The following is a 15,255-nucleotide window of genomic DNA, read 5'->3' as shown; positions in this document are numbered from 1 at the left end:
TAAAAGATAGATAGGAAGTTTTCGCATGGAACCACAAGCTGTTTAAGTGGTGGCAACTCGGCAAGGCCTAAGGAAGAGATTTACCTGTGGGCTGCCAAGAAAGTTAAGGGCGTTAATGTAAGTACGATTTCCGGGTTCATGAAAAGATTTCCGCAGAAATTGCCCCGCTGTGCACCAGATGCACCTTCTTCCTACCCCATTTCCTGCAGGATGGTATTGAAAAACAGCGCAAGGTCAATGGAGAGTACTTGGTGAAAGCACGAAGCTGTTTTGAGGCCGATTTTCAAAAATCAGCCATAAAACGGCTTTGCGATTACACCTTCAGCCTTGGATCTGGGCTGGCGTATTGGGTGGTGAAGTCACCGGCGAGGAACTGGTAGTGGGCGGCCATGGCAATCATGGCGGCGTTATCGGTGCAGTACTCGAAGGCGGGAATGTAGACGTTCCAACCGTGTTTCGGGGCGTATTCCTGTAAAGTAGCCCGTAAACCCGAGTTCGCCGAGACACCCCCGGCAATGGCGATTTCTTTGATGCCCTGCTCTTTGGCGGCCAGCACCAGTTTCTTCATGAGCGTCTGAATCAAAGCCCACTGGATGCTGGCGCAGATATCCGCGAGGTTATGCTCCACGAAGTCGGGATCGGCGGCGGTGTTCTTCTTCACGAAGTTGAGAATGGAAGTCTTGATGCCGCTGAAAGAGAAATCGTAGCCATCCATGTTCACGATGGGGAACGGGAATCGGTTAGGGTCACCGGTGGAAGCCAGTTTGTCCAGCATGGGTCCGCCAGGGTACGGAAGCCCCAACAGTTTGGCAGATTTATCGAAGGCCTCGCCCACGGCGTCATCGGTGGTCTGGCCCAGCACTTCCATGTCCAGGTGGCTGCGCACGAGCACAATCTGGGTGTGGCCGCCGCTCACGGTGAGGCACAGGAACGGGAAACTGGGCTTGGGGTCGTCAATGAAATGGGCCAGGATATGGGCCTGCATGTGGTTCACCTCAATGAGCGGTAAATCAAGGCCTAAGGCAAATGATTTGGCGAAGGAACAGCCTACGAGCAAGGCACCTAAAAGTCCGGGACCGCGGGTAAAAGCCACCGCATCTAATTCGCTTTTTGCTATATTTGCTTTTTGCAAAGCCTGGGAAACCACGGGGATGATGTTTTGCTGGTGCGCCCGCGAGGCTAACTCTGGCACCACGCCACCGTATTGCTCATGGATTGCCTGCGTGGCTACAATGTTTGACAACACGTGGCCGTTTTGAATGACAGAGGCCGAGGTTTCATCACAGGACGATTCTATTGCTAAAATTGTAGGGTTCATAATCCGTTGGAGACGCAAGACCAAGAAGAGACGCTAGAAAAAAAGAAAAACTACCCGCAAGTTATAGCAAAAGCTCTGTTAAAAATAATTCTGGGCCTGCTAATCCTGGTGGTAGTAGTGGCGGGTACCCTCGTCCTGGCGCTGCGTTTTCCGTCGGTTCAGACCAAGGTTGCCCAAAAAGCGGCAAAGACCCTTTCCCAGACCATCCATCACCAGGTCACCATCGGGAGCGTAGACATCCGTTTCTTCAAGAGCGTGCTGCTCAACGATGTGCGGGTGCTGGACCGCCAGAAAAAGACGCTCTTCTACGTGGGCGAAGTGGATGCGAACATCGGCTTTTTCCAGCTCTTCAAGGCTGACAAGTGGCGAATTCCGGTAGGAAGGGACAAAGTTCTGGCCATCCCCACCGTGAAATTCCAGCCCGACCGGCTGCACATCGCCTCGCTCACCCTTACCCGGCCCGAGGCCAACCTCATCAAATACGAAGGCACCGATACGCTCAACATGAGCACGTTCATTACGGCTTTGTCTAACCTCATCACCAAAGACACCACCAAGGCTAAAACGCCCTTCGATTTCAAGATTGATGAGATTGTTTTGAAGGATGGACTTTTCACCTACCACAACTACAACTCGCCCCGCACCGACTATGGCCTGGACTACCAGCACATGGATCTGGAGCGGATTAATGGCCGTTTTTCGGAAATCAACCTCAAAGGAGACACCATCCATACAGTGGTCACCAGCCTCACCACCATGGACCGGAATTCCAAAACCTACCTCAAAGACTTGGACACCCGCATGACGTTCGCCCCTACTTTCTGGGAGTGGGACAACCTGAACCTGCGCGTGAACAACAGCCACCTGGCCAAATACGTGCGCTTTGATTACCGGCAGTTCTGGAACTTCAAGGATTTCAACGACAGCATGAACGTGACCGCTGACTTTGACAGTACCTACATCACGTCAGACGATGTCGCCCTTTTTGCCCCGGTTTTGAAAGATGTGAACGAAAAGGTACTGCTCTCTGGCAAGGTCAAAGGCAAGGTGCGGAACTTCGATGCCCGGGACATAGACCTGCGCTACGGCCAGTACACCCACATCACCGGCGATGTCTCGGCCGACGGTTTGCCCAATTTCAAAAACACCTTCGCCGATCTGCACCTGGGGCCCAGCTCCATCAATGCCAGGGACATTAAGAAGTTCCTTCCCCGCAAAGCCTATGAGATGGCGGCCCGGGCGGGCACCGTGCGGCTGGAAGGCGAATTCACCGGTTTCTACAATGACTTCGTGGCCAACGGCTCGTTCAAGACCCCGCTGGGGAACCTGGTCTCGGATATCAACCTCAAGTTCGACAAGAACAACATTGACCGCTCGGCGTACCGGGGTTACCTGCGCACCAGCGGTTTTGACGTGGGCGGCCTGCTGGGCGACCGCAGCGTGATTAAAAAAGTGGCGCTGGATGGCAAATTGCAGGGCAGCGGGTTCAGCCTGGCCACCGCCCGCCTGAACATGGACGCCAAGATCAACGCCCTCAACCTCAACAACTACAACTTCCGGAATATTGTGGTGAACGCTGATCTGAGCCGCCAGACTTTCAACGGAGACCTCAGCATCAATGACCCTAACCTGAAACTTTCTGCCACGGGCCAGATCAACCTGCAGAACAACCGCCAGGTGTTTGACCTGAAAACCAACATCAGAACCGCCGACCTGCGGGCGCTGGGGTTCACCAAGCAGGGCATTGTGGTTTCCACCGTGGCCGATGTGGACTTCACGGGCATCAAGTTGGACGAGATCTACGGGCTGGCCAACTTCAAAAACACCAAACTTCAGTACAGCGGTAAGCAGGTAGCCATTGACTCGCTTTCCATTGAGTCGCACTTTCATAATGGTATCCGGGAGCTGCACGTGGGCTCTGAGGTGCTGGCGCTGCAGTTGGGCGGTAATTTCCTCTACTCCACCTTTTTCCGGGACCTGGAGACGCTCTATGAAGAATACCGCCTGAACCTGGAGAACAACCCTTTAAGGATAGACAACTACTACCGCCGCAAGTCCCCTATTCCCCCGGCTTATTACGAAGTGGATTTGGATGTGCACCTGCGGCGTATCAACCCGGTGTTGCACGCCTTTTTGCCCAATGTTTCCATCTCTGACTTTTCTACCATGAAAGGTACTTTCCGGAACGGGCCCACCACCATGTTAACGCTTGTAAGCCAGATTGATACCATCTTCTATGGCAAAAATGAGTTTTACGGCAATAATCTGGAAGTCACCTCCTCCAAGCTCTGGAACAGCCCCGATGTCCTGGCCAACACCCTCATCACCTCTGAGCGGCAGAAACTGGGCAGTGCCGGCGACACCGAGAAGCTATACGTGGAAGGCGTCTGGAGCGACCGCCTCATCAGGTTCTCAAGCAACATCGCGCAGACGGGCACCACCAACCGCGCCAACATCAGCGGGAACGTGTCATTTGAGCGGGACCAGATCCAGGTGGTCTTCAACCAGTCCAACATCAACGTGCTGGACAAAGTCTGGAACATCTCGCCCAACAACACCATTGTTTTTGACGGAGGGGCCGTGCGTTTTGATAACGTGACCCTGTCTAACGGACCACAGAGTGTAAACATCTTTGGGGTGTTGTCCCGGAATCCGCAGGACCTGCTCACGGTGAGCCTGGCCAATTTCCGGCTGGAGAACCTGAACCCTCTCCTCCCGGATAAAATAGACGGCCGCCTAAACGCAGAATTGCAGATCCGCGACCTTTACAATGAAATCCAGCTGTCTTCCAACCTGGCCGTAGACACGTTCATGATCGGGAACCAGCTCATTGGCAACGTGGCCGGCACTACCAACTGGGAGAACCGCCTGCACCGCATGAACGTGGATCTGGGCATCAGCAGAGATAACAAGAAAGTGCTCTCTCTCACGGGTAATTATGACCCAAGGGGCGGCAAAGAGGAACTGGACCTGCTAGCCGTCTTAGACGATGCCCAGATGAAACTGGTGGAGCCCGTGCTCAAGACCATCATGTCTGACTTGGGCGGCACCATGGACGGCCGCGTGCGGATCTCGGGGAAACTCACGGGCCCTATTCTCAAAGGCTCAGTCATGGTGACTGATGGCTCTTTTGTGTTCAATTACCTCAAAACCAAGTACACATTCTCTGACCGCGTCTATTTCACTGAGAATGACATCTCTTTCCAGAATGTGCGCGTGCGGGATATCTATAACAACGTGGCCGTGCTCAACGGCGGCATTTTCCATGATGGCTTCCAGAACATGGTGCTGGACCTCAGGGCCCGGTTCAACAAGTTCATGGTTTTGAACACCACCCGCGCCGATAACCCGCTGTACTACGGAACAGCCTTCGCCACGGGCGAGGTTACCGCGCTGGGCGCCACCTCTAACCTGCAGGTGAACGTGACCGCCCGCAGCGAGGAACGCACCAACATCGCCATTCCGCTGGACAACACCACCGCCCTGGAACGGCAGAACTTCATCACGTTCGTGAACAACAACCCTGCCCGCCAGGATACCACCACTGCCCGAGACACCACCCTGGTGAAAAGAGGCGTGGATCTGAGCGGCATCCGGCTTAACTTCAACCTGGACGTGAATGAGAACGCCTACATAGAACTCATCTTTGACGAGCGTACGGGAGATATTATCCGGGGCCGGGGCCGCGGCAACCTCCGGATGGAGATTGACACCCGCGGGGAGTTTGCCATGTACGGGAACTACGAGATCGTGCAGGGCCGCTACAACTTTACCCTCTTGGGAGTAATCAACAAGGAATTCAACGTACGGCCCGGCGGCACCGTCACCTGGAACGGCGACCCGCTGGAAGGGCTCCTCAACATCACCGCCGAGTACACCCAACGGGTTTCCCTGGCCCCAATCCTGGCCGATCTGAGTGAGCAGCAGCAGCAGAGTGCGGCAGCGCGTTCCCGTTACCCGGTAACGGCCGTGATGGACCTGGACGGGCCGCTCACCACCCCGCAGATCAGGCTGAACCTGGAGTTCAATGATACGCCCAGTTTGCTGGAGGACCAGATCACCCGCTACCTCAACAACATCAGAAACGATGAACAGGAATTGAACCGCCAGGTCTTCTCCCTGCTGGCTTTCAAAAGATTATCAGCCAGGGATGAGTTACAGGTAGGTCTGGGCGTAGGGGATCTGGGCAGCAGCGTGGGCGAGCTTTTCTCAAACCAACTCAGCTATTGGCTCTCACAGATAGACAGCAATCTGGAAGTGGACATTGGGGTGAGCGGCAACGGAAACCAGGTTCTGGACGATGTGCAGCTGCGGCTGAGCTATACTTTCCTGGAGGGGCGTCTTAAAGTGACCCGCGAGGGCAGCGTAAACAACAACCGCCTGGGCAACAACCGCTCCACCGCCGCCGGTGATTGGTCAGTCGAGTATTACCTGAGCCAGAGCGGCCAGCTGAGGCTGCGGGCTACCTACGAGACTACCCCGCGGGACTTTGAGGCGAACGCCACCGCCAGCCGCCAGACCGTAAGCGTGCTGCACCAGGCCAACTTTGACCGTTTCGGGGAGCTTTTCCGACGCCGCAAGCTGAGCAAGCGAGCCCAACGCGCCGCCGAGCGTGAGCGCATCCTGCAGATCCAGGATGATACACCTACCAGCATCCAGGACCTGTAAGGCGGTTTAGGGTCTGTTTCTGAAAAATCGGCCCTAAATCAGACCGTAAAAACCTTTCAGAGGACAGAAGAAGCTGGTTTTAGGAAGTTAAAAAGTGAATCGGCAGAGGCTTGGGCAAGGCCTCGGTTTTAGGGCTCTTTTTCAGAAATCAGGGGAAAAACGCCGGGTGCGCCGTTCTTCTTCTAAATAATTACTATTTTTGCCGGCACACGTTTTTATGGCTGCTAAACCGCTCAAACATACCCGCAAGAAAAAGCTAGGCAATTACCCGCACACCATGGTGATCTTCAGTATCACGTTGGCGTTGTTTGTAATAGGTTCCTTTGGGCTGCTGCTCATCCATGCCGGCAAGCTTTCTAACCTGGTGAAACAGAATATAGAAGTGCAGGTGTACCTGGACCGCGACATCACCCCGCTGGAGGTGGAGAAGCTGAAAAAGACGCTGGGCCGCAAAGAGTACATCGCCTACGAGGAGAACCACCCCCAGGTCCTGTTCATGTCCAAAGAGCAGGGCGCCAAAGAATTTATTGACGAGAGTGGCGAGGATTTCCTCACCTTCCTGGGCGAAAACCCGCTCCGCGATGCCTTTATCCTGCGCATCAATCCCGAGTTTGCTACCTCTGAAAACCTCAAAAAGATAAAGCAGGACCTGCAGAACACCCTGGGTGTGTACGAAGTGGATTACGTGGAAAGCCTTATTGATTCCATCAACCACAACCTACGCCGGGTGAGCATCGTGCTGCTGGCCTTTGCGGGCATTCTGGTGTTGGTGGTCATCATCCTTATCAACAACACCATTAAACTGGCTCTTTTCTCCCAGCGCTTCCTTATCCGGAGCATGCAATTGGTGGGTGCCACTTCCTTTTTCATCCAGCGGCCGTTTTTGAATCGGGCCACTTTTCAGGGCTTGGTGAGCGGAGCCCTGGCCTCTATCCTGCTCTACGCTTTGCTTCAGTACGCCTACCACGAGATCAGCGAACTCTACCTGCTCCGGGATGAGCGCCAGATGCTGCTGCTCATGGCCGCGTTGCTGATTCTGGGCGGGGTGCTGGGCTTTTTCAGTTCTTACCGGGCGGTTAAAAAGTACCTCCGGGCTTCTCTAGACGATTTATATTAAAGACAATATCCTTTATGGAAAACAAGACCCCCTTTTCTTTCGGTCGGCGCAATTACCAGATTATGATTTTAGGTTTAGTGGTGATGGCCATTGGGTTCATTCTCATGGCAATGGACACTGAGCCGTATGGTTACGGTTTCCTGGGACTCACCCTAGGACCTATCGTTTTGGTGGCAGGTTTCATCATCCAATTCTTCGCCATTCTGGCAAAACCCCGCAAAAACGTTTAAATGAGTATTTGGCAAGCCATCATCCTGGCCATAGTGGAAGGATTGACGGAGTTTTTACCGGTGTCATCTACCGGACATATGGTCATCGCCTCCAGCCTGATGGGCATCAGTGCTTTTCAGTTCACCAAGATGTTTACCGTGGCCATTCAGTTTGGGGCTATCCTGTCTGTGGTGGTGCTGTACTGGAGACGGTTCATCAATTCCTTTGACTTCTATAAAAAACTCATGGTGGCCGTGATTCCGGCGCTAGCCATTGGTTTTGTGCTGAAGGACGTGATTAACGCCATGCTGGAGCGGGTGGAGATTGTAGCCATCAGTCTGTTGCTGGGCGGCTTGATCCTCATCTTTGTGGACCGTTGGTTCAAAGCAGGTCCAAGGCCCGTGACCACCCCCAGCTACAAGAATGCATTCGTGGTGGGCCTGTTTCAGTGTATTGCCATGATTCCGGGGGTTTCCCGGTCGGCTTCTTCCATCATTGGGGGACTTACCCAACACATGACTCGCAAATCAGCCGCCGAGTTCTCGTTTTTCATGGCCGTTCCCACCATGCTGGCCGCCGCTACCTACACCGTCCTCACCGATCTGCTGCACCTGGAGATTTCAGACGTAGTAAAGTTTAACCTCCCCAAGATCCAGGCGGGCTTTGCCTCCATCACCCCGCAGGAGTGGCAGGTGCTGGCGGTTGGCAATATAGTGGCGTTTCTGGTAGCCATGGCGGCCATCCAGTTCTTTGTAGGCTTCCTGACCAAACACGGCTTTAAGCTGTTTGGCTACTACCGCATTCTGGTGGGCCTTGTGATTCTGTTGTTATTGTCCATGGGGGTTGATATTCAGTTATAGTAATGCAGGAAACTCCTTATGATTTTGAGGCCGGGGCCATTCTTTTAATTGACAAGCCCCTTACCTGGACCTCCTTTGACGTGGTCAAGAAAACCAAGTATGCGCTCCGCATAAAGAAAATAGGTCACGCCGGCACGTTGGACCCATTGGCCACCGGCCTGCTCATTCTGTGCACCGGTAAATTCACCAAGCGCATTGAAGAAATCCAGGCGCAGGAAAAAGAATACACCGGCACGTTCGTCCTGGGCCACACTACGCCTTCCTTCGATCTGGAAACAGAAATAGACAGCACCGCTCCTACTGAGCACCTTACCGAGGAAATGCTAAGAGAGGCCGCTACTTCTTTCCTGGGCGAAATCGACCAGACCCCTCCTATTTACTCGGCGGTGAAGGTGAACGGCGAGCGAGCCTATGCCCTGGCCCGCCGTGGCGAGGAAGCCGAGATCAAATCCAAGCGCATCACCATCAAAGAGTTTACGCTTACCGGCGTGGAGGGCAACCAAGTGCACTTTAAGGTAGTATGCTCCAAAGGAACCTATATCCGTAGTTTGGCGCGGGACTTTGGTCTTAAACTAGGCTGCGGGGCTTACCTCTCCAAATTGGTGCGGACCCGCATAGGTAATTACCGTTTGGAGGATGCCATGAGCTTAGATCAACTTCAGGAGCTCCGCGAAAAACAACAGGCGCACTATGATCGTCATCCGGGAGCTTAAAGACTTTCCTTCCCTTTCCCATGCCGTAGTCACCTCCGGCACGTTTGATGGCGTCCATATAGGCCACCAGAAAATCCTTTCCAGGCTTATTGAGGCTGCCCGCCAGTGCGATGGGCAGAGCGTGGTGATTAGCTATTGGCCCCATCCCCGCACCGTGCTGGACCCCGAAGACAGTTCCCTGCATCTGCTTTCCACCATTGAGGAACGGATTGAGGCCCTGAGAGCTTTTGGGGTAGATTACCTATTACTGCTGCCGTTCACCCGTGAGTTCGCGCAGCTTTCCTCAGAAGAATACATCCAGCAGATTCTGATCCAGGCCATCGGGACCAGGAAACTGGTGATTGGCTATGACCACCGTTTCGGGAAGAACCGTGAAGGCGGTTTTGACTACCTGCAGCAGAATGCCCAGCGGTACGGGTTCACCGTAGAGGAGATTCCGCGCCAGGACATTGACGCCGTGGGCGTGAGTTCCAGCAAAATCAGAACCGCCCTGGAGCGCGGCGACGTGGCCACTGCCGCCAAATACCTAGGCAGGCCTTATTCCCTTACCGGTACCGTGGTCAAAGGCAAACAACTGGGCCGCACCATAGGGTACCCCACTGCCAACGTGGAGCCCCAGGAAAAGCTGAAGCTGGTGCCCGCCCAGGGCATCTATGCCGTCACAGTGCAAACGCCAATGGGCCATTTCAAGGGTATGCTGAGCATCGGCATGAACCCAACGGTGCAGGGCACAAAACAAACCATTGAAGTGAACATCTTTGATTTTGAGGCTGACCTGTACGGCCAGGAAATCACCCTTTCCTTTATTTCCTACCTGCGCGCCGAAGAGAAATTCGATGGGTTGGAGGCACTTACCCAACAACTCCATTTAGACAAGGTAGCAGCCTTACAAGTGTTAGGATAAATCCGGCAAATCCGTAACTTCACCCCGGGCTTTCACGAAAAAGGAAGAGGGGGAAGGAAGCCGGGTTCTGGTTTTTCATCTAACACAAGACTGTTCCATGTTCAGAAGCATTCTCGCAGTTTTAGGCGGAACCGCGGTTGGCGTATTTACCATCAGCCTGGTCCAGACCATGAGCCAGCAGCTCTACCCTTCTCCGGCGCAAATCATCGTTCCGGAAGTGGATGTCATAGCTGGTTCCCTTCCCGGATACCCCACTGAAGGTCTATTAGTGAATTTACTAGGATTTGCGCTTGGGTCTTTCTTCGGGGGTATGGTGGCAGCCAGGGTTACCCATCAAAGACTCATTCTGCATGCCCTGCTGGTGGGCGTCTTTTTACTGGCCATGGGCCTGGCCAATCTCCTGCCCGCTTCTTACCCGCTCTGGTTTAAAATAGTCGCTTTCATCATCTTCCTGCCTATGGCTTACTTTGGCGGAATGATGTCGGCGCGCCGCATGCCATGAGCTAGGTTCATTTTAAGTCGGTTTTCTTAAAAAGAAGCCCTAAACAGAGGAAAGGCCAGCCACAACGCTCCAAAATATAGATTATATACCTCCTACAGATACTGACCTAATTCTATGATAAACAAAGTAGTGCAAGACGCCGCATCGGCCTGTGCAGACATCACCGATGGCGCCACCCTCATGCTGGGAGGTTTCGGCCTGTGCGGCATCCCCGAGAACTCCATCCAGGAAATCCTGCGCAAAGACATCAAAGACCTCACCTGTATTTCCAACAACGCCGGGGTAGACGACTTCGGCATCGGGTTGCTGTTGCAGCGGCGCCAGGTGAAAAAGATGATCTCCAGCTACGTAGGCGAAAATGCCGAGTTTGAGCGCCAGTTGCTTTCAGGTGAGTTGGAGGTGGAGTTGATTCCGCAGGGCACCTTGGCCGAGCGCATCAGGGCCGGCGGAGCGGGCATTCCGGCGTTCTTCACCCCGGCCGGCTACGGCACCGAGGTGGGCGAAGGCAAGGAAAGCCGCGAGTTCAACGGTAAAATGTACCTCATGGAAACCTGGCTTAAAGCCGATTTCGCGCTGGTGAAAGCCTGGAAGGGCGACACCGCCGGCAACCTCATCTACAAAGGCACCGCCCGTAACTTTAACCCCATGATGGCCACCGCCGGCAAAATCACCATCGCAGAGGTAGAGGAACTGGTCCCCGTAGGCGAACTGGACCCCAACATGATCCACACCCCCGGCATCTACGTCCAGCGCATTTTCCAGGGCAAAGATTACGAGAAACGAATTGAGCAAAGAACGGTGCGGCAAGCATAGCTTGCCTGATTGATTTGGAGATGAGGAAATTTGGAGATGTGAAGATGTGAGGATTTGGAAATTTGGGGATGTGAGGATTTGTAAATGAATCTCCTTTAACATTTACTTAGATGGTCGTCATAAACTATTAAAATGGAGAAAATTCAGCCTCATAATCTCATTTTAGATCTTACACTTGACTTCTCTGTGGCTGTGATAGAATATGCAGAACAATTGGAAGCTTTAAGAAAATTTGTGGTGGCCAACCAACTCCTGAAAAGCGGGACCTCCATTGGAGCAAATGTAAGGGAGGCCCAAAACGCAGAGAGCAAAGCTGATTTCATCCACAAGTTCAAAGTAGCGGCCAAAGAAGTTGAAGAGACAGAATATTGGCTGCTACTTTGCCAACGCGTGGCTTCCTACCCCAATCCAGAGCACCTCCAAAAAGACTTACACTCTATCAAAAAGATCATCTCCAAAATCATTATTAGTTCAAAGTCAAAAAGTTGAAACAGCGGAGATAAGGAGCCTATCAATTCCACATCTTCAAATTTCCTAATCTTCAAATCTCCACATCTTCCCATCTTCAAATACGAATGAAATGAGTCTAGATAAACACGGCATTGCCAAACGGATTGCAAGGGAATTGCAGGAAGGATATTATGTGAACCTGGGCATCGGGATACCTACCCTGGTGGCCAACTATATCCCTGAGGGGATGAACGTGGTGCTGCAGAGCGAGAACGGGCTGCTAGGCATGGGCCCCTTTCCTACCGAGGAGGAGGTGGATCCAGACCTCATCAATGCCGGGAAACAGACGGTGACCACTTTGCCGGGATCGGCCATCTTCAGCTCCGCTGAGAGCTTTGGGATGATCAGGGGTGAGCACGTGCAGTTGACGGTGTTGGGCGCCATGGAGGTTTCGGAGCGCGGCGACATTGCCAACTGGAAAATACCTGGCAAGATGGTAAAAGGTATGGGCGGCGCCATGGATTTAGTGGCCTCGGCCAAAAACATCATCGTGGCCATGCAACATACTTCCAAAGACGGGCAATCAAAGCTCCTGAAAGACTGTACCCTGCCTATCACCGGTCTGCGCTGCGTGAAGAAAATTGTCACGGACCTGGCTGTGCTGGAAGTCACCGAGGATGGGTTCAAACTGCTGGAGCGGGCGCCCGGTGTCACAGTAGAGCAGATCAAAGCGGCCACTGCCGGAAAATTAACCGTGGAAGGTGAGATTCCGGAAATTAATGTGTAACTATCTTTGTTACCAATCGGCCAAAAGCCAGTGTATTTAAGCGCGAAAGCCTTTTTACGCCTGTTTCCAGGAAAACACGGCCAAACCGCCGTATACGCTTAACTTAACCATGGCTTAGAGCCGTTGAACCTTTGATAGAACGCCTTGTCTGCGGCGCTGGCTTCACTTTTGAAACCAGGCCCCACTAGCAGGAAGCGTTTTTAATGAATTTTTACCAACATGAGTGAAAACACCGAACATAAGTTAATTCTCCGTCAGCTTACCACTTCTGACTACAAGGAAGTGAAACAAATCATGGAGCTGGTCTACACCAACATAGGCGGCTCCTGGACCCAGAAAGAATTCGCCTCCCTGCTAAGGCGCTTCCCCGAGGGGCAGCTTTGTATTGAAGACAAGGGCCGGGTGGTAGCCGCGGCGCTGAGCCTTATTGTGCAGTATTCTGAGTACGGCGACAAGCACACCTATGAGCAGATTGTGGGTGGCGGTAAGTTTGATACCCATGACCCGGATGGCGATACCCTCTACGGTGTTGACGTTTTCGTGCACCCAGAGTACCGCAACCTCCGCTTGGGCCGTCGCCTCTACGATGCCCGTAAGGAGCTTTGCGAGAACCTGAACCTGCGGGGAATTATCCTGGGCGGCCGTATCCCGGGCTACAAAGAGCACTCAGAGAAGATGACGCCCGGCAAGTACATTGAGCAGGTAAGAAACAAGGAGATCTATGATCCCATCCTTACCTTCCAGCTCAGCAACGGCTTCCACGTACGTAAGATTATCAGAGGCTACATGCCCCAGGACAAAGACTCCAAAGCCTATGCCTCCCTGTTGGAGTGGATCAACGTCTACTACGAGGAGAAGGAAACCCTGGTGGGCGGAACCAAACGCGTGGTGCGCATTGGGGTAATCCAGTGGCAGATGCGCCAGATGACTTCTCTGGAGGATTTTGAGCAGCAGGTAGAATTCTTCGTGGATACGGTGAGTTCCTACAAGGCCGACCTGGTCATGTTCCCCGAGTTCTTCAACGCGCCTTTGATGGCCCTTTCAGACGAGAGTACGCCATCAGCGGCTATCAGAAGGCTGGCCGGCTACACCGACGGTATCCGGGAGCGCCTTATTCACCTGGCCCTGGCGTACAACATCAACATCATTGCGGGCAGCATGCCGGAGTACATTGACAACAAACTCCACAATGTGAGCTACCTCTGCCGCCGCGATGGTACCTATGACAAGCAATACAAACTGCACGTGACCCCTGATGAGTCTCAGTACTGGGGGATGCGCGGGGGAAACAAACTGAGCGTCTTTGATACCGACTTCGGGAAGATTGGCCTCTTGATCTGCTATGACGTGGAGTTCCCAGAATTGGCGCGTATGCTGTCTGACCAGGACATGAAGATCCTCTTCGTGCCTTACCAGACCGATACCAAAAACGCTTACCTGCGGGTGCGCCATTGCGCCCAGGCCCGCGCCATTGAGAACGAGTGCTACGTGGCCATCACGGGGAGCGTGGGTAACCTTCCGCGCGTGGAGAACATGGACATCCAGTACTCGCAATCGGCGGTCTTCTCCCCTTCTGATGTGGCCTTCCCGCACGATGCCATCATCGCTGAAGCCACGCCTAACACGGAGATGACCCTCATTGCCGACCTGGACCTTGACCTGCTCAAAGACCTAAACACCACCGGTAGCGTAAGGAACCTGAGAGACCGCCGTAAGGACCTATACAACCTAAGTTGGCTGCACCAGAAAGAAGACGATTTAACCGAGATTTAATCAAAACAGCCCCTAAACAGCGAAGGCCGGTATGTACCGGCCTTCGCTGTTTAGGGGCTGTTTTCTTGGGTTCTACCAAAGATTGGTTACAGGTTTTCAAATCTCCTTCTTCTCTGTACTAACCTGTATTCGTACCAAACCGCCAATATAAACGCGACAAGGAAACCCAGCATGGCACCAATCACCAAATGCAGTTTCTCTTTGGGTCCGGTTGGGTGCGTAATGGGGGCAAAACCAACCACCACCTGTACCGTCTCCAGATTCCGCAACTGGGCTTCCAGGTAGGCCTGCTTTTCAAACAATTCGGCACTCTGCCGGTAAAGGTTGGTAGGGTCCAGGGGCTCACCGTACACAAAGCCATTCACGGGACCTCTCAATTCAATGGCGGCCCGCTTGATGCTGTCAATGGAGGCTATGTCTACCCTTAGTTTTTCAATCATGCTTCTCATCTGCTCCCGCTTGGCCTGGGTACTTCTGGAAAAATAAGGGTTGTTGTCCAGATGCCTTAACAGCGCTTGCTGCACCGGGGTGAAAAACTTGTTGTCATATAATTCCACATCCACCCTGAAGGGCGCCCCCTGAAGTATACTGTCTGCCGGAACTTTCTCTGGGTCAATGTTGAAATACCCAATAGCCTTGATTTGGGAAACACTGTCCACGCTCATGTTAAGGTCAGCGGCAACCACCTCAAAGTTCGCGTCCTGCACCAGTTTAGACAATCTGTTCACCTGGTCCTGAAAAAACTCGTTCCTGATGGCCGATGCCGGCAACACGGTCATGGAGGATCTGTAGTAGGGCCGTTTGCTTATGAAGTCCAGATAACCTAATCCGATTCCCAGCAAGGTCAGCAGCAGAAAGAATGTCCACCGGCGGAGTACCAGTAGAAAGGCACTCTTGACATAGCCGAAAGCCTTTTTGAAAAGGTAACTTATCTTCTCAAAAACCACCCTCAAGTCGATTTCATCGGCTGACCTTTCCTCCCGGGATATTCTGTTCATGGTGCGTTTTAATGGTACTGAAGGCCTCAAAAATAGAAAAAACTTTATAAAATCAATCAGAAAAGCATTCCCTCTTATTTCTCTATCTTTGGCTGGTTCATCATGGCAGCAATAGCACCAATAATTTACCATAAGCACTTAC

13 protein-coding genes are annotated in these 15,255 nt (G+C 53.0%); 11 read left to right on the top strand and 2 right to left on the bottom strand.

Annotated elements, in window-relative coordinates:
* Positions 1–313: 313 nt before the first annotated feature.
* Positions 314–1,318: a tRNA (adenosine(37)-N6)-threonylcarbamoyltransferase complex transferase subunit TsaD gene (gene tsaD / locus J3P35_RS10420; RefSeq protein ID WP_210464551.1), complete on the bottom strand. Its 1,005-nt coding sequence runs from the start codon at positions 1,316–1,318 to the stop codon at positions 314–316.
* A gap of 108 nt (positions 1,319–1,426) precedes the next feature.
* Between tsaD and J3P35_RS22190 the strand changes: the two genes are divergently transcribed.
* The 11 genes from J3P35_RS22190 to J3P35_RS10365 all read left to right on the top strand — a co-directional run bounded on the left by J3P35_RS22190 (position 1,427) and on the right by J3P35_RS10365 (position 14,115).
* A complete protein-coding gene (locus J3P35_RS22190) occupies positions 1,427–5,986 on the top strand; it encodes a translocation/assembly module TamB domain-containing protein (RefSeq protein ID WP_210464550.1) in 4,560 nt (1,519 codons plus the stop codon).
* Positions 5,987–6,203: 217 nt separating this feature from the next.
* Complete coding sequence (locus J3P35_RS10410; RefSeq protein WP_210464549.1) at positions 6,204–7,103, top strand: cell division protein FtsX; 900 nt, start codon at positions 6,204–6,206, stop codon at positions 7,101–7,103.
* Positions 7,104–7,117: 14 nt separating this feature from the next.
* Complete coding sequence (locus tag J3P35_RS10405) at positions 7,118–7,333, top strand: DUF3098 domain-containing protein (RefSeq protein WP_210464548.1); 216 nt, start codon at positions 7,118–7,120, stop codon at positions 7,331–7,333.
* Positions 7,334–8,173 carry an undecaprenyl-diphosphate phosphatase gene (locus J3P35_RS10400; RefSeq protein ID WP_210464547.1) on the top strand — a complete coding sequence of 280 codons (840 nt, stop codon included), beginning with the start codon at positions 7,334–7,336 and terminating at the stop codon, positions 8,171–8,173.
* Between the two features lie 2 nt (positions 8,174–8,175).
* Positions 8,176–8,886: a tRNA pseudouridine(55) synthase TruB gene (truB, locus tag J3P35_RS10395; RefSeq protein ID WP_210464546.1), complete on the top strand. Its 711-nt coding sequence runs from the start codon at positions 8,176–8,178 to the stop codon at positions 8,884–8,886.
* A complete protein-coding gene (locus J3P35_RS10390) occupies positions 8,864–9,790 on the top strand; it encodes a bifunctional riboflavin kinase/FAD synthetase (protein ID WP_210464545.1) in 927 nt (308 codons plus the stop codon). The genes truB and J3P35_RS10390 overlap by 23 nt, the downstream gene beginning before the upstream one ends.
* Before the next feature lie 97 nt (positions 9,791–9,887).
* Positions 9,888–10,292 carry a hypothetical protein gene (locus tag J3P35_RS10385; RefSeq protein ID WP_210464544.1) on the top strand — a complete coding sequence of 135 codons (405 nt, stop codon included), beginning with the start codon at positions 9,888–9,890 and terminating at the stop codon, positions 10,290–10,292.
* 114 nt (positions 10,293–10,406) lie between these two features.
* The gene (locus J3P35_RS10380; RefSeq protein ID WP_210464543.1) at positions 10,407–11,105 is read left to right on the top strand and encodes a CoA transferase subunit A; all 699 of its coding nucleotides are present in this window, start codon (positions 10,407–10,409) and stop codon (positions 11,103–11,105) included.
* Positions 11,106–11,237: 132 nt separating this feature from the next.
* On the top strand, positions 11,238–11,594 hold the full coding sequence (locus tag J3P35_RS10375) for a four helix bundle protein (protein WP_210464542.1): 357 nt from the start codon (positions 11,238–11,240) through the stop codon (positions 11,592–11,594).
* A 91-nt stretch (positions 11,595–11,685) separates the two neighbouring features.
* Positions 11,686–12,342, top strand: coding sequence for a CoA transferase subunit B (locus J3P35_RS10370; RefSeq protein WP_210464541.1), 657 nt, complete (start codon positions 11,686–11,688; stop codon positions 12,340–12,342).
* A gap of 219 nt (positions 12,343–12,561) precedes the next feature.
* Complete coding sequence (locus J3P35_RS10365; RefSeq protein ID WP_210464540.1) at positions 12,562–14,115, top strand: GNAT family N-acetyltransferase; 1,554 nt, start codon at positions 12,562–12,564, stop codon at positions 14,113–14,115.
* An 86-nt stretch (positions 14,116–14,201) separates the two neighbouring features.
* Here the strand turns inward: J3P35_RS10365 and J3P35_RS10360 are convergent, their stop codons facing one another.
* On the bottom strand, positions 14,202–15,113 hold the full coding sequence (locus J3P35_RS10360) for a chain length determinant protein (protein ID WP_210464539.1): 912 nt from the start codon (positions 15,111–15,113) through the stop codon (positions 14,202–14,204).
* Positions 15,114–15,255 lie beyond the last annotated feature (142 nt).

It is taken from the genome of Rufibacter roseolus (assembly GCF_017916365.1).
Taxonomy (GTDB): Bacteria; Bacteroidota; Bacteroidia; order Cytophagales; family Hymenobacteraceae; genus Nibribacter; species Nibribacter roseolus.
This window is presented reverse-complemented; position numbering and strand designations above follow the sequence as displayed.

What these genes read in the sequence shown, in the direction of transcription:
- truB (WP_210464546.1), top strand. Translation starts at nt 8,176, where the DNA reads ATGCAGGAAACTCCTTATGATTTTGAGGCCGGGGCCATTCTTTTAATT.
- J3P35_RS10375 (WP_210464542.1), top strand. Translation starts at nt 11,238, where the DNA reads ATGGAGAAAATTCAGCCTCATAATCTCATTTTAGATCTTACACTTGAC.
- J3P35_RS10410 (WP_210464549.1), top strand. Translation starts at nt 6,204, where the DNA reads ATGGCTGCTAAACCGCTCAAACATACCCGCAAGAAAAAGCTAGGCAAT.
- J3P35_RS10365 (WP_210464540.1), top strand. Translation starts at nt 12,562, where the DNA reads ATGAGTGAAAACACCGAACATAAGTTAATTCTCCGTCAGCTTACCACT.
- J3P35_RS10390 (WP_210464545.1), top strand. Translation starts at nt 8,864, where the DNA reads ATGATCGTCATCCGGGAGCTTAAAGACTTTCCTTCCCTTTCCCATGCC.
- J3P35_RS10380 (WP_210464543.1), top strand. Translation starts at nt 10,407, where the DNA reads ATGATAAACAAAGTAGTGCAAGACGCCGCATCGGCCTGTGCAGACATC.
- J3P35_RS10405 (WP_210464548.1), top strand. Translation starts at nt 7,118, where the DNA reads ATGGAAAACAAGACCCCCTTTTCTTTCGGTCGGCGCAATTACCAGATT.
- J3P35_RS10370 (WP_210464541.1), top strand. Translation starts at nt 11,686, where the DNA reads ATGAGTCTAGATAAACACGGCATTGCCAAACGGATTGCAAGGGAATTG.
- J3P35_RS10360 (WP_210464539.1), bottom strand. Translation starts at nt 15,113, where the DNA reads ATGAACAGAATATCCCGGGAGGAAAGGTCAGCCGATGAAATCGACTTG.
- J3P35_RS10400 (WP_210464547.1), top strand. Translation starts at nt 7,334, where the DNA reads ATGAGTATTTGGCAAGCCATCATCCTGGCCATAGTGGAAGGATTGACG.
- tsaD (WP_210464551.1), bottom strand. Translation starts at nt 1,318, where the DNA reads ATGAACCCTACAATTTTAGCAATAGAATCGTCCTGTGATGAAACCTCG.
- J3P35_RS10385 (WP_210464544.1), top strand. Translation starts at nt 9,888, where the DNA reads ATGTTCAGAAGCATTCTCGCAGTTTTAGGCGGAACCGCGGTTGGCGTA.